Consider the following 13,639-nt stretch of genomic DNA (forward strand, 5'->3'; position numbering starts at 1 on the left):
CTAAACACTGTTTGCTACAAGCGCCAGAGTTCAATGGACTCTGGCGCTTGTTTTCGTTCCAGAAGGTTGTGAAGGTCCGCTACAAAGGTGCTTCCATTGCCTAAAAAGTCCATCACGAGCTCCCATTTATTCTGCTTTTTTTCAAAAAAAACAGAATGGGGGACTGCAAGAACAACGGCATCGTGCACAGCTGATGGTGGGGCTGTTTCCAACTGTAGGCCGTGATCTTTTTGCAGTGTTTTTGCATCTGCAAGGGGGTCGTAAATACTGAGGGATGCGCCGAACTTCACCAGCTCTTGCGCAAGGCTGATAGTCTTTGAGTTACGCGTATCCGGCACATTTTCCTTATAGGTAATTCCGAGGATAGCCACCTTGGGCGGCATTGGCCTTGCCAACTTAATACAAGCTTGAATGATTTGGGTGGCAATGAACACGCTCATGTTTTCATTGGTGCTGCGGCCCGCCAGAATAACCTGCGGGGACAGCCCCAACTGGTGGGCCTTGTGGGTGAGGTAGTAAGGATCAACACCAATGCAGTGACCTCCTACAAGCCCCGGTTTGAAAGGCAAAAAATTCCATTTGGTTTGGGCGGCTTCCAGAACATCGCGTGTATCAATGCCTATGTGATGAAACAGCACGGCCAGTTCGTTCATGAGAGCGATATTTAAATCTCTCTGGGTATTTTCGATAGCTTTGGCCGCTTCTGCCACGCGGATACTGGGGGCAAGGTATAACCCGCCTTTGATGATTGAGCCATAAAGGCCCTGCATTTGTTCCAGTGCTTGCGTTGAGCCTGCGGAAATTATTTTAATGACGCTTTCCAAAGAGTGCTGGGCATCGCCGGGATTGATGCGCTCGGGGGAATATCCCACTTGAAAATGGTGACCGCAGGACAGGCTGGATGCTTGTTCCAAAATAGGTACCGCAATTTCCTCTGTGGCTCCGGGAAAGACCGTTGATTCCAAAATGACCAGATCCCCTTGACTTAATGCGGTGCCAACCGTTGTACAGGCGTCTTTCAAGGCCGAAAGATCGGGTGCCTTGGCTCTGTCAATGGGGGTGGGAACGGTAATGATATGAATGCTGGCGGAACCCAAATCTTCAGGATGACAGGTGAATTGCAAATTGGGATCAGCAAGATGCTCTGCCTCCACACTGTGGGTTCTGTCTTTAAGTTCTTTGAGTTGGCGGATGCGATGGATATCCCTGTCATAGGCAATTGTGGTGTAGCCTGCCTGTGCAAATGCGCAGGCAACAGGAAGGCCAACATAGCCAAGACCTATTATTGAAAGCCTCTGCCTGATACTCATGGGTTGCCGGTGGGTCCTTGTCAAAAGCGCACTTTGTGATCCTATCTGAAGTGGGAGGAGAGGCGCCATCCCGATAAATAGAGTGGCGCAAAAGTCATGAATTGCCCCTAAAAAGTGAGAGAATTTAATCTCGAATAAACATTAGAAAAATACTTTAAGTTATTGAAAAATATAATCTATCAATAATATTGATAGTGTAGGAATTGCGTGAGTTTTGTTATTTAAGGTGTTGAAATATCGCGATAATTCAACCGAAAGAGAGTTATCTGCAAAACCGGATGTGCCGGCAAGCCGAGCGAGTGGCTTTGTGGCGTCCGTTACTCCTGCGCCGTCTCCTCCTGCGAGACTGAATAGTGAGCGGCCTCAGCTTTTAGCCATTCCAAAAATACATAGAGCTCCTGCGGTATGCTACGTGATCTTGGGTAGACGGCATAATGGGCGAAATCTATTGGGAAGCGCATTTTGAAAGGGATGGTTAGAGAGCCCTGTGTAAGTTCACGCTGAACGAGGCTGGCACGGGCCAGTGCCACGCCATGTCCTTCGATGGCAGACTGGATTTTAAGTGCATCGTAATTGAAGCGTGGCCCGTTACCTGCATTTGGAAGGTCTATATCAATAGCCCGGACAAGTAGTTCCCAATCTTTCGCAGCTGCATTGTGCAAGAGTGTGTGACCCGCTAAATCTTCTGGGCAGGTTAATGGGAAGGGGCCATTAATGAGACTTGGGCTGCAAACAGGAATGAGGTCTTCACAAAAAAGGCGTTCCACTTTTAATTTCGGGTAGGTGCCAAGCCCGTGGCGGATCGCCAGATCAATATCATCAATTTCAAAGTCTACCAGATCATTGCTGGCGTGAATGTTGATGGTGATGCCCGGATGATCCCGATAAAACCCCTCTAGCCGTGGCACAAGCCAGTGGAGTGCAAATGAGGGGGTGATGCTGAGCGTTAAGACTGATTTCTGTTTCGGGCTGAAAATGTTGTGTGTCGCGTTGGTGATGGTCATAACCGCAGGATAGACTTCATTGAAATAGGTCTCCCCCTTGGCCGTAAATGTAACTCTCCGACTATTTCTTATGAGAAGTTTGTGACCCAGCTGGTCCTCCAGATTTTTGATTTTCTGGCTGACGGCACCGGGTGTGAGGAGAAGTTCTTCCGCAGCTTTGGTGAAGCTCTTCATTTTTCCGACTGCGATAAAGGCCTGCAGGTTGGCAAGAGGGGGGTACTTGAGTGTGCTCATTTTTTAAAAATCCTAAACCTTGACCCTCAATTTTTGGTTTTTCTTAGGCATAGTCAACACCTAAGAGTTTTAGTGATTAGAAAAACTAAAAATTGAAGTGGGGTTTGACGGGGTGATAAGCACAATTAATGGGCGTTGGCTTTTGGTTTTATTGGGATTCGTGGCCTTGGCGATGGCGTTTTCAACGCGCTCTTTGCTTGGGTTGGCCATGCCCGCATGGGAGGCCGAATTCGGCTGGACAAAGAGCGCAATTTCGGGGGCAGGTGCTATTGGCCTGATAGTAATGGCCGTTGTTGCGCCGTTTGTGGGGCATTCGATCGATCGCTATGGGGCAAGGCCTGTGATTGTAAGTGGTATGGTCATGATCGGACTAGGATCCCTGCTCATAGCTACAATGCAATCTCAAGGGGTCTTTTTCCTAGGTTTTGCTGGAATTTCTGCTGTCGGATTCGGGATTGTCTCCATGCATGCGGTCGCCACTGCCATAGCGCCGCATTTTAATGAGAGACGCGGGCTTGCCACAGGAATTACCTCTAGTGGGGCCACAGGCGGACAGCTGCTCTTCGTGCCCCTGTTTTCAATTGTGGCGAGTGTATATAGCTGGCGTGAAGGCTATTGGATGGTCGGTGGGGGCACTTTGGCTCTAGCGTTGATTTGCTGGATTTCCCTAAAAACTAGAAGTGCCAGTGCGACGACGAAAGGCGAGAGCCAATCCGATAATCAAACTTTGCGAGGTGTAACAAATTCACTTGTAAAAAGCCCTGTCTTTCACGGGTTGTTTTGGAGCTTTGCACTGTGCGGCTTCACCACAGCGGGCGTTATTGAAACCCATTTACTCCCTTATGCGTCCATATGCGGTTACGGCTCTGTAACAAGCGCGTCCGCCTATGGAATTTTGTCGGCCTTCAACCTTGTGGGAATGATTGTTGCGGGGTATTTGAGTGACCGGATGAATGGGGTTGTATTGTTGAGTGGCATCTATCTGATGCGGGCGGCCAGTTTTATTCTGCTGATGTTTATTGCGGTAGATGTGCAGTTTCTGTTTCTGTTTGCCATTGTCTTTGGCTTATTTGATTACTCTACGGTTCCAGTTACCGCCAACCTTACTGCCAAGCATCTTGGCTTGAGAGTTATGGGGCTTACCATGGGCGTGCTTGCAGCGGGGCATGCGCTGGGGGCAGCTAGCGGAGCTTATCTGGGCGGCGTTGTCTATGATTACTACGGAAGCTATTCCAATGTCTGGCTTATGTTAGTTGGGCTTGCAGCCCTTTCCGGTTTTCTTGTGGTAGCGCTTTGTGCGGGCAGGGAAGAAGAGGAAGTCGCGATCCAGACTTCCGGCCACTAAACGAGGGGAGGCACGGGTTACAGTTCAATTTTTGCGGTTAGTACCTGCTCGATAGCCTCCCAGTCCCATTCGATACCGTGCCCTGCGACGGCTGAAGGGTACGCGTGCCCTTCCTTTATGGAAACCGAACTCTTAGTTATGGGGGTAAGCTGGGGGATATATTCCAGCCACCGCCCATTGGGCACGGCGCAAACCAAAGGCAGGTGCAGCTCCATGAGAAAGTGGGGGGAGACAGGCACATTAAACGCTTGCGCCAAGTGTGCGACTTTGAGCCACGGAGTAATTCCGCCGATACGCGCCACGTCCACCTGCACAATGGAGCAGGCTTGTGAGTGAAGGTAGTCTTTAAATTGGGAAAGGGAATAAAGGCTTTCCCCAATGGCAATTGGAGTACTGGTGTGGGCTGCCAGCTGTTTGTGCTGGAGCACATCATCTGCAGGCAGTGGCTCTTCTATCCACGTGAGATTAAGGGCCTCAAACGCTCTGGCACGGCGCAAAGCGTCGGGAAGTGTAAGGCCTTGGTTGGCATCAATCATGATTTGAAAATCCGGCCCCACAGCCTGACGAATTGCCGAGAGGCGGCAAACATCCTCATAAATAGATGGCTTGCCCACTTTAATTTTTGTCGCAGTAAACCCCCTTTTTATGTCCTGTTTGGCCTCATGGACCAACTCTTTTTCACTCATATTGAGCCAGCCACTTTCAGTGGAGTAGACGGGGATGCTGCCGTGGGCACCGCCTGCAGCCAAATGCAGGGGAATCCCATTTCTCCGACAATTCAAATCCCAAAGCGCCACATCTATGGCGGCAAGGGCGAGGGTCGTAATGGGGCCGACAGTTGTTGCATGGGTTCCAAAGTAAAGGTCATGCCAGATTTGCTCGACCCTGCGTGTGTCTCGCCCTAAAAGGTCGGGCAGAAGGTGGTCTTCCAAGAGGGCCATAACAGAGGAGCCGCCGGTGCCGATGGTGTAACTGTAGCCAGTCCCGCTCACGCCCTCATCATCATAAATGGTCAGGATCGGGGTTTCCTGAGCCACAAAGGATTGAATGGCGTCCGATCTTGTCTTTAGTGGGGGGATTGTGACAAGTCTTGCTTCGATGCGGCTTATTTTTGCCATGGCTGGCCTTTGGTGTTCACAATGACGGTTTTGTCTTCAGCTCTCAGTATAGGGGCTTCCTTTATGGGAGGGGCACATATGTGCCGGTTTTCTCCGTTTGCGTTACTGGAGTCATAACTGTTTCGTGTAGTCTTGCTGCAAGCAGGCCCATAGACGGAGGTTTGACGCCATGAGACTGGATGCCCATCAACATTTCTGGAAAGTTTCCCGGGGTGACTACTACTGGATGACACCAGAGTACGCTTCCTTAAAACGTGACTTTCTTCCTGATGACCTTCAATGCCACCTCAAGGCCTGTCAAATGGATGGCACCATCGTTGTACAAGCTGCAAATACTACCGAGGAGACCCAGTTCATTCTCGGGCTGAGCGAAGAGCATGAATGGATCAAAGGTGTGGTTGGCTGGGTTCCGCTGCATGATGCAAGTAGTATGGAAGCCCTAAAGACCTTTTCAAAACACCCGAAATTTGTGGGCGTTCGGGCAATGTTGCACGATCTTGAACCCACGGATTGGATCAATACCCATGCTTTGCAAGGGGCAATCGATACTATAATTGACCTGGAGCTTTCTCTGGATGTTCTTGTGCGCCCCGAGCATCTCAAGCCGGTGCATGGTTTTCTGACACGCAACCCCGACTTACGCTGTGTGATCGACCATATGGCAAAACCTGATCTGGATACGGGGAGGGTTCTTCACTGGGATCATGACTTGGGCCAGCTGGCAACGGAGACGGGGGCCTACATCAAACTCTCGGGGCTTGCCACACAAACCCAACATGCTTGGACCGCCCGAAAATTCGAACCCTATATCGAGGACGTTCTGGCACTGTTCGGGGCAGGGCGCTGCATGTTTGGCAGTGACTGGCCCGTTCTCACGGTAAACGGTAGTTATGAAAGCTGGGTTAGAGCCTTGGACAATATCACAGGTGAACTGTCTTTAAAGGATAAGAAAGGGATCTGGGGCGAGAGCGCCGCGCACTTTTATCGCATTCAGACTTAAGGTGTTGCTGATCAAGTTTCTCAGCAAATTCCGAATGAATTAATAATGATTATATATTCCATAATAATATTTTGAAGGTGAGACTCAGTTCATTGCTGGAGAGGGTAAACTCTGTTTCATCTCAGAGTTACTGTGAAAAGAGTGGGCTGGATTCACAGGGTGTTCCATCAATCATCTCGTTTGAGTTGAGGTTGGAATTTACTGCAATTCATTGAATCTGTTTGTAATTTTGTGGTGCCGATTTGCAGGTTAGGGAGCCAGGTTAAAAGTTTGTTTACCTTAAATTATAAGGAATTTATCTTTGGGCTTGCAAAAATAGAACAAATAATGAACAAAAAGGAACATAAAGAGATCAAATGGGATTTTTGCTATGTTTGTCTTCGCTAAGGACCTTCTCGCGTTTACCTCTGTCGCCCTGTTTAGCGGCTCTTTGCTGGTTTGGGGACAGGCGCTGGCACAGGGGATGTAGTGCCCTTATTGTGGATGCCTCATAAAGGCCTCCTTTGAAAACTCGACAAACTCTGGCTCTTGATAGAAACTGCGCGAAATTCTCTCGCTCTTTCAATCAGGTTTTCTAGGAGTTCTCAATAAAATGGCAGGTCCCGGTTTCGTTCATCTTCGGGTTCATTCGGCCTACTCACTCCTTGAAGGGGCTCTGCCGCTTGCAAAGCTCATTGATCTTGCCAAGGCAGACGATCAACCGGCGCTGGCGATTACCGATACCGGGAATCTGTTTGGCGCATTGGAGTTTTCAGAAAAAGCGTACGGGGCAGGTCTGCAACCGATCATTGGTTGTCAGATCGCGGTTGATTTTTCGGATGTGGAAGACACAGGGCAAGAAGAGCCCCTTTGTGATCTGGTTCTGCTGGCTACCAATGAAACAGGCTATGAGAACCTGATGGATCTAGTGTCGAGAGCGTTTCTTGACACGGAGCCGGGAAACCGCGCCAATGTTTCCATCGAGCGTCTTGCATTGAAATCAGAGGGGGTGATTGCCCTATCCGGCGGGATGAGAGGCCCGCTGAATAAAGCAATTACTGGAGGTTTGCAGAGCAGGGCTAAAGAACGGCTTTTGTTCTTGAAACAAACCTATGGTGACCGCTTTTATATAGAACTGCAGCGCCATGGAATGCCGCAGGAGCGGGATACGGAAACGCAGCTTCTGGAGCTGGCCTATGAAAACGGTGTTCCCCTTGTTGCAACGAATGAGGCCTTCTTTCCTTCATCGGGTGACTATGAGGCTCATGATGCGCTTTTGGCAATTTCTGAAGGTCGTGTCATTATCGAATCTGACCGCAGGCAGCTGACGCCAGAGCATCGGTTCAAGACTCGTGAAGATATGATGTATCTGTTTAAAGATCTTCCAGAAGCTCTTGAAAATACAGTTAATATTTCACAAAGATGTCATTATAGAACTCCAACGCGCGCCCCGATTTTGCCCCGATTTGCCGGCGCTGATGCGGATGGAGAAGAAGCTGAGAAGGCGGAGGCTGAAGAGCTGAAGCGGCAGTCTCAGGAGGGGCTAAGACAGCGTCTGGATTTCCATGGTCTGGCACCCGGTCTTGAGGAAAAAGACTACTGGGACAGGCTGGACTACGAACTCTCCATTATTACCCGAATGAAATTCCCCGGGTACTTCCTGATCGTTGCCGACTTTATCAAATGGGCAAAAGAGCAGGATATTCCGGTTGGCCCGGGACGTGGGTCCGGTGCGGGTTCGCTGGTGGCGTGGGTTCTTACGATCACAGATCTGGACCCCATGCGGTTCTCGCTACTTTTCGAACGCTTCCTCAATCCTGAGCGTGTTTCCATGCCGGATTTTGATATCGACTTTTGCCAGAACAGGCGAGAGGAAGTGATCCGCTATGTTCAGCGCAAGTATGGCCGGGAGCAGGTGGCCCAGATTATCACCTTCGGAACGCTGCAGGCCAAGGCGGTTTTGCGTGATGTGGGGCGTGTATTGCAGATGCCCTACGGGCAGGTGGATAGGCTTAGTAAATTAGTACCGGGCAACCCTGCAAATCCGGTTACACTTGCGCAGGCAATCGAGGAAGAGCCGCGCCTTCGTGAGGCTGCAAAGCAAGAAGCCGTTGTCGATAAGCTGCTTAAGATGGCTCAGAAGCTGGAAGGACTTTATCGTCACGCATCCACCCACGCGGCGGGTGTGGTGATCGGCGATCGTCCGCTGGAGCAGCTGGTTCCCCTCTACCGCGATCCGCGCTCGGATATGCCGGTTGCCCAGTTCAACATGAAATGGGTGGAGCAGGCGGGGCTGGTCAAGTTTGATTTCCTTGGCCTTAAAACCCTGACGGTGATTGATACGGCCATCTCCCTAATCAAGCGCCGCAGTATTGAGGTGGATATTGCCGCCGTGCCACTGGATGATCCTGCGACTTATAAGCTGCTGGCCGCCGGTGAAACGGTTGGCGTGTTTCAGCTGGAAAGTCAGGGCATGCGCCGGGCGATTGCCGGTATGCGGCCAGATGCCTTTGAAGATATCATTGCGCTGGTGGCCCTTTACCGTCCAGGCCCAATGGACAACATTCCCATTTATAACGCGGTAAAGCACGGAGAGCAGGAACCGGACTATCTGCATCCTCTATTGGAGCCGATCCTGAAAGAGACGAACGGTATTATCGTCTATCAGGAACAAGTGATGCAGATTGCGCAGGTTCTTTCGGGGTACTCCCTTGGTGAAGCGGATTTGCTGCGCCGCGCCATGGGTAAGAAAATTGCCTCGGAAATGGAGATCCAGCGCGCCCGTTTCGTGGACGGTGCTGCGGAGAAGGGGATTGATAAAGCGCAGTCCGGGATGATTTATGACCTTGTGGCCAAGTTCGCCAATTACGGCTTTAACAAATCCCACGCGGCCGCCTATGCGCTTGTGGCCTACCATACGGCATGGCTCAAGGCCAATTATCCGGTAGAATTCCTTGCCGGAATTATGACGCTGGATCTTGGTAATACGGACAAGCTGAGTGATTTTCGGCAAGAGGCCCTTCGTATGGGCATTGATGTTGTGGCGCCGTCTATTAATCGCTCCATGGTTCACTTTGATGTGCAGGATGGAAAGATCATCTATGCCATGGGGGCGATTAAAGGAGTTGGTGAGCAGGCGGTTGAGCACATTGTTGAAATGCGCGGTGATCAGCCATTCTCCGATCTAGCGGACTTTGCAACACGCGTGAGCGCGCGCGTGGTAAATAAGCGAACCTTTGAAAATCTTATTGCAGCAGGTGCTTTTGACGAATTAAATCCCAATCGCGCCCAGCTCCTTTCGGGTTTGGACCGCATCGTTGCCCGGTCTCAACGGGCGGCGGACAACTCATCTTCCGGACAGGATGAATTGTTTGGCGGAGCCAATGCACCGGAGCCTCTGATTTTGCCCGATACGGACCCGTGGCTGCCGGCGGAACGGCTTCAACGAGAACATGCGGCTGTGGGGTTTTATATATCTGCGCATCCACTTGATGAGTATCGGGATCTTTTGGAAAAATTGCGGGTTCAGCTTTGGAAGAGTTTTGAAAAATCCGTGAAATCGGGCGCTGCGGCTGGCAGGCTGGCGGGAACTGTGACCGGACGACAGGAACGTAAAACCCGTACGGGCAACCAGATGGGGATCGTACGTATATCTGATCCCACTGGACAGTATGAGGCTGTTCTGTTTTCTGAGGCCTTGAATCAGTATCGGGACTTGTTGGAGCCTGGCAATTCTGTCGTGCTTCTGGTGCAGGCTGATGTGCGTGAAGATGAGGTAAGTACCCGCATTCAGCAAGTGGAGCCCTTAGAGGCAGTCGCCTCTCGCATTCACAAGACCATGCGCATCTTTATAGACAGTGCCGCACCTGTCACATCCCTTGCGCGCCAGTTGAGGAAAGGGGGCGATGGAGAAGTGAGCTGCATCGTCATTCTGGAGCAGGGGCAAAGGGAGGTGGAAGTGCGTCTTCCCGGTCGATACATTCTCTCCCCCCAGCTGGGCGGTGCATTGAAAGCAGTGCCCGGTATTATCGATGTCCAGATGACCTGAGTTTTATACGTGCTCAGCAACGTTCTTTCGTTTTTAAACACAGTTTTTGGCGGAGAGCACCAAAAGGGTGTGACGTGCATGTTAATTGCAGTTCCTCAGAACTTGATCTTGACCCAAAGGCGCTCTATAAGGCGCACATCCCACACGCAGGGTCGGAGTTGTGTCTGACACAATATCCATCCGGTGAAACCGCAGCATCTGCTGTCGCCCTGCGGAGGAATGAACCGGAAAACTATAGGAGTTTAAGGCATGGCATTGCCTGATTTTACAATGCGTCAGCTGTTAGAAGCTGGTGTGCATTTTGGTCACCAGAAGCACCGCTGGAACCCGAAGATGAGCAACTACATCTTTGGTGTTCGCAATAACGTTCACATTCTTGACCTTGGTCAGACTGTTCCGTTGCTGCACCAGGCGCTGAAAACTGTTTCTGATACAGTAGCAGCTGGTGGTCGTGTTCTTCTCGTTGGTACAAAGCGTCAGGCACAGGAAGCTGTTGCTGATGCGGCACGTCGCAGTGCGCAGTACTACGTGAATGCACGCTGGCTCGGCGGTATGCTGACAAACTGGAAAACTATTTCCCAGTCCATCCAGCGTTTGCGCAAGGTTGACGAACTTCTTTCTGGTGATGCAAACCGCATGACTAAAAAAGAGCGTCTGTTCTTGAGCCGTGAGCGTGAAAAGCTTGAGCGTAACCTCGGTGGTATCAAAGATATGGGCGGTATTCCTGACCTTATCTTCGTTATCGATACAAACCGTGAAGCGATTGCTATTCAGGAAGCACGTCGTCTGGGTATTCCAGTTGCTGCAATTCTGGACTCCAATTGTGATCCGAAGGGTATTACTTTCCCTGTGCCAGGTAACGATGATGCAGGCCGCGCAATCACACTTTACTGTGACCTGATTGCCCGCGCTGCCATTGATGGTATTGCACGTGCTCAAGGTTCCATGGGTATCGATCTTGGTGAAGCCGAGGTTGTTATGGAAGAACCAGCACTTGCACAAGAAGCTGCTGCTGAAGAAGGCGGTGAAGCCGCTCAGGCCTAAGGCTTGGTGATGCAGAAGGGGCAGCGTGCTGCTCCCAAGTAAATTGAGGTGGCGGCCTGTGCTTTTTGCATGGTCGTCACAACTTTATGTGACAGGCCGTTTGCTCTGCATAGGGAAGTCAGAGATCCGGCTTTAGATATTCAAATTCCCATTCATGAGGCATTCGATGAGCATTACTGCTGCTATGGTGAAAGAGCTCCGTGAAACCAGCGGCGCTGGCATGATGGACTGTAAAGCTGCCCTGAAAGAAACAGCTGGAGACATGGAAGCGGCTATCGACTGGCTGCGCACCAAAGGTCTTGCAAAGGCTGCTAAAAAAGCTGGCCGTGTTGCCGCTGATGGCCTTGTTGCTGTTTCTGCTGGCGACAAGCAGGCTGTTGTTGTTGAAGTTAACTCCGAAACTGACTTTGTTGCCCGTAATGAGGGCTTCCAGAAGCTTGTTTCCGAAGTTGCGACAACAGCACTTTCTGTTGACGGTGAGTTCGAGAAGCTTTCTTCTGCCGCTTACCCGGGAACTGGTCGTACAGTTGAGGAAGAAATCAAGGAAGCTGTTGGCACAATCGGCGAGAACATGACACTGCGTCGTTCTGCTGGTCTTTCCGTTTCCGACGGTGTTGTTGCAACTTACATGCACAACTCCATCGCTGATGGCCTCGGCAAAATCGGTGTTCTTGTTGCGCTTGAGTCTGCGGGTGACAAAGACAAACTGGCAGCTCTTGGCCGTCAGATTGCAATGCACGTTGCAGCAACAAACCCAATGGCATTGAGCACAGACGAACTGGACCCTGCTGCTGTTGAGCGTGAGCGCACAGTTTACATGGAACAGGCCCGCGAATCTGGCAAGCCAGAAAGCATCATCGAAAAGATGGTTGAAGGCCGCCTGCGCAAGTTCTACGAGGAAGTGACTCTCGTAAAACAGTCTTTTGTTATCAATCCTGACCTGACTGTTGAAGGCGCTGTTGAAGAAGCTGCTAAAGAACTGGGCTCTCCAGTTAAGCTGGTTGGCTTCGTGCGCTTTGCACTTGGTGAAGGCATTGAAAAAGAAGAAACAGACTTTGCTGCTGAAGTAGCTGCTGCTGCCGGTAACTAAGTTTTTTGGGCGCTGATTATTTATAGTCAGCGCCCTTAGTGCATCTAAACGAACGAAAGAGGTCGAAAATGGTTGAAGATCTGCGTTGGAAGCGCGTCCTTCTGAAGCTTTCCGGTGAAGCTTTGATGGGTGACCAGAGTTTCGGTATTGACCCCAAAGTGGTGGAGCGGGTCGCAAGCGAAATTGCAGAGGCTGTTCGCCTTGGTGCACAATTTGGTATTGTTGTTGGCGGTGGTAACATTTTCCGCGGCGTCGCGCTGGCGGCAAAGGGCGGAAACCGTGTAACCGGCGACCATATGGGTATGCTGGCAACTATTATGAATAGTTTGACATTGGCCGATGCTCTGCGCGGGCTGGGGATTCAAGCTCGTGTTCTTTCCGCTGTTCCTGTACCTTCAATTTGCGAATCCTTTACCCAGCGTGGGGCGGACCGTTACATGGAAGACGGTGATGTTCTGCTGTTTGCTGGTGGCACGGGCAACCCGTTCTTTACAACGGATTCGGGAGCCGCACTGCGCGCCGCTGAGATGCGTTGTGATGCGTTCTTGAAGGGAACACAGGTTGATGGTGTTTATGATGCCGACCCCAAGCTGGTGCCTGATGCGAAGCGGTTTGAAACGCTGACGCCGGGTGAAGTTCTTGAAAAAGGGCTGAAAGTCATGGATGCAACGGCAATTGCACTTGCTCGTGATAACCAAATTCCTGTAGTTGTCTTTTCCATCCATACTTCAGGCGCTTTGGTGAATGTGTTGCGTGGAAATGGGCTGTATACGGTTGTGTCAGACTGACTTTGCCCCGAATACGGAATTCAATATTAATTAAATGCCGTCTTGGATAATTGGAAAATCTCTCAAGGTGGCAGATTAAATATAAGTGAGGATAGGATGTCGGAGCTGGACTATAACGATCTACGTCGGCGCATGAACGGTGCAATTACTGCGCTTAAGCAAGAGTTTTCTGGATTGCGGACCGGACGCGCCTCTGCTTCCATGCTTGATACGATTACCGTGGATGCCTACGGCTCACCGATGCCGATTAACCAGGTGGCAACTGTGAGTGTGCCTGAGCCTCGTATGCTCTCAGTTCAGGTTTGGGACCGTTCAATGGTAGCCGCAACTGAAAAAGCGATTCGCGAATCCAGTCTTGGTCTGAACCCTGTTGTTGACGGGACGACCCTGCGTCTGCCAATTCCTGAGCTGAATGAAGAGCGCCGCCTGGAGCTGGCAAAAGTGGCTCACAAGCACGCGGAAAGCGCTCGTATTGCTATTCGTCACGTGCGCCGTGATGGAATGGATCTGGCTAAGAAGCTGGAAAAAGCTGGTGATATGAGCGAGGACGAAAGTCACGTCGCTCAGGACAAGGTTCAGAAAATGACCGATGAGATCATCAGTGAAGTTGAAACAGTACTTGCGAAAAAAGAAGAAGAAATCAAGCAGGTCTGATTTAGCTTTGGGCTACTATATTGGT

10 protein-coding genes are annotated in these 13,639 nt (G+C 50.7%); 7 read left to right on the top strand and 3 right to left on the bottom strand.

Features of this window, described 5'->3' with window-relative positions:
• Nucleotides 1-14 precede the first annotated feature (14 nt).
• Entirely contained in the window at nucleotides 15-1,310 is a 1,296-nt protein-coding gene (locus P6574_RS08170; RefSeq protein WP_310619853.1) for a nucleotide sugar dehydrogenase, read from the bottom strand.
• A 317-nt stretch (nucleotides 1,311-1,627) separates the two neighbouring features.
• Complete coding sequence (gene gcvA / locus P6574_RS08175) at nucleotides 1,628-2,548, bottom strand: transcriptional regulator GcvA (RefSeq protein WP_310619854.1); 921 nt, start codon at nucleotides 2,546-2,548, stop codon at nucleotides 1,628-1,630.
• 112 nt (nucleotides 2,549-2,660) lie between these two features.
• Between gcvA and P6574_RS08180 the strand changes: the two genes are divergently transcribed.
• Complete coding sequence (locus P6574_RS08180; protein WP_310619855.1) at nucleotides 2,661-3,893, top strand: MFS transporter; 1,233 nt, start codon at nucleotides 2,661-2,663, stop codon at nucleotides 3,891-3,893.
• Between the two features lie 17 nt (nucleotides 3,894-3,910).
• Here P6574_RS08180 and P6574_RS08185 read toward each other — a convergent pair whose 3' ends face one another.
• Nucleotides 3,911-5,011: a mandelate racemase/muconate lactonizing enzyme family protein gene (locus P6574_RS08185; RefSeq protein WP_310619856.1), complete on the bottom strand. Its 1,101-nt coding sequence runs from the start codon at nucleotides 5,009-5,011 to the stop codon at nucleotides 3,911-3,913.
• Nucleotides 5,012-5,180: 169 nt separating this feature from the next.
• On the opposite strand from P6574_RS08185, the gene P6574_RS08190 reads away from it, so the two are divergent.
• The 6 genes from P6574_RS08190 to frr all read left to right on the top strand — a co-directional run bounded on the left by P6574_RS08190 (nucleotide 5,181) and on the right by frr (nucleotide 13,614).
• Nucleotides 5,181-6,011 carry an amidohydrolase family protein gene (locus P6574_RS08190; RefSeq protein WP_310619857.1) on the top strand — a complete coding sequence of 277 codons (831 nt, stop codon included), beginning with the start codon at nucleotides 5,181-5,183 and terminating at the stop codon, nucleotides 6,009-6,011.
• 592 nt (nucleotides 6,012-6,603) lie between these two features.
• Nucleotides 6,604-10,038 carry a DNA polymerase III subunit alpha gene (gene dnaE, locus P6574_RS08195; RefSeq protein WP_310619858.1) on the top strand — a complete coding sequence of 1,145 codons (3,435 nt, stop codon included), beginning with the start codon at nucleotides 6,604-6,606 and terminating at the stop codon, nucleotides 10,036-10,038.
• A 249-nt stretch (nucleotides 10,039-10,287) separates the two neighbouring features.
• On the top strand, nucleotides 10,288-11,082 hold the full coding sequence (gene rpsB / locus P6574_RS08200; RefSeq protein WP_310619859.1) for a 30S ribosomal protein S2: 795 nt from the start codon (nucleotides 10,288-10,290) through the stop codon (nucleotides 11,080-11,082).
• Nucleotides 11,083-11,248: 166 nt separating this feature from the next.
• Nucleotides 11,249-12,172, top strand: a complete 924-nt coding sequence (gene tsf, locus P6574_RS08205) for a translation elongation factor Ts (RefSeq protein WP_310619860.1) — start codon at nucleotides 11,249-11,251, stop codon at nucleotides 12,170-12,172.
• A gap of 68 nt (nucleotides 12,173-12,240) precedes the next feature.
• Nucleotides 12,241-12,960: a UMP kinase gene (gene pyrH / locus P6574_RS08210; protein ID WP_310619861.1), complete on the top strand. Its 720-nt coding sequence runs from the start codon at nucleotides 12,241-12,243 to the stop codon at nucleotides 12,958-12,960.
• A gap of 96 nt (nucleotides 12,961-13,056) precedes the next feature.
• Entirely contained in the window at nucleotides 13,057-13,614 is a 558-nt protein-coding gene (frr, locus tag P6574_RS08215) for a ribosome recycling factor (RefSeq protein ID WP_310619862.1), read from the top strand.
• Nucleotides 13,615-13,639 lie beyond the last annotated feature (25 nt).

This window comes from Pseudovibrio sp. M1P-2-3, assembly GCF_031501865.1.
Lineage (GTDB): Bacteria > Pseudomonadota > Alphaproteobacteria > Rhizobiales > Stappiaceae > Pseudovibrio > Pseudovibrio corallicola.

Excerpts from the sequence above, each read along its gene's own strand:
- P6574_RS08170 (WP_310619853.1), bottom strand. The coding sequence starts at position 1,310 with ATGAGTATCAGGCAGAGGCTTTCAATAATAGGTCTTGGCTATGTTGGC.
- gcvA (WP_310619854.1), bottom strand. The coding sequence starts at position 2,548 with ATGAGCACACTCAAGTACCCCCCTCTTGCCAACCTGCAGGCCTTTATC.
- P6574_RS08185 (WP_310619856.1), bottom strand. The coding sequence starts at position 5,011 with ATGGCAAAAATAAGCCGCATCGAAGCAAGACTTGTCACAATCCCCCCA.
- P6574_RS08190 (WP_310619857.1), top strand. The coding sequence starts at position 5,181 with ATGAGACTGGATGCCCATCAACATTTCTGGAAAGTTTCCCGGGGTGAC.
- dnaE (WP_310619858.1), top strand. The coding sequence starts at position 6,604 with ATGGCAGGTCCCGGTTTCGTTCATCTTCGGGTTCATTCGGCCTACTCA.
- rpsB (WP_310619859.1), top strand. The coding sequence starts at position 10,288 with ATGGCATTGCCTGATTTTACAATGCGTCAGCTGTTAGAAGCTGGTGTG.
- tsf (WP_310619860.1), top strand. The coding sequence starts at position 11,249 with ATGAGCATTACTGCTGCTATGGTGAAAGAGCTCCGTGAAACCAGCGGC.
- pyrH (WP_310619861.1), top strand. The coding sequence starts at position 12,241 with ATGGTTGAAGATCTGCGTTGGAAGCGCGTCCTTCTGAAGCTTTCCGGT.
- frr (WP_310619862.1), top strand. The coding sequence starts at position 13,057 with ATGTCGGAGCTGGACTATAACGATCTACGTCGGCGCATGAACGGTGCA.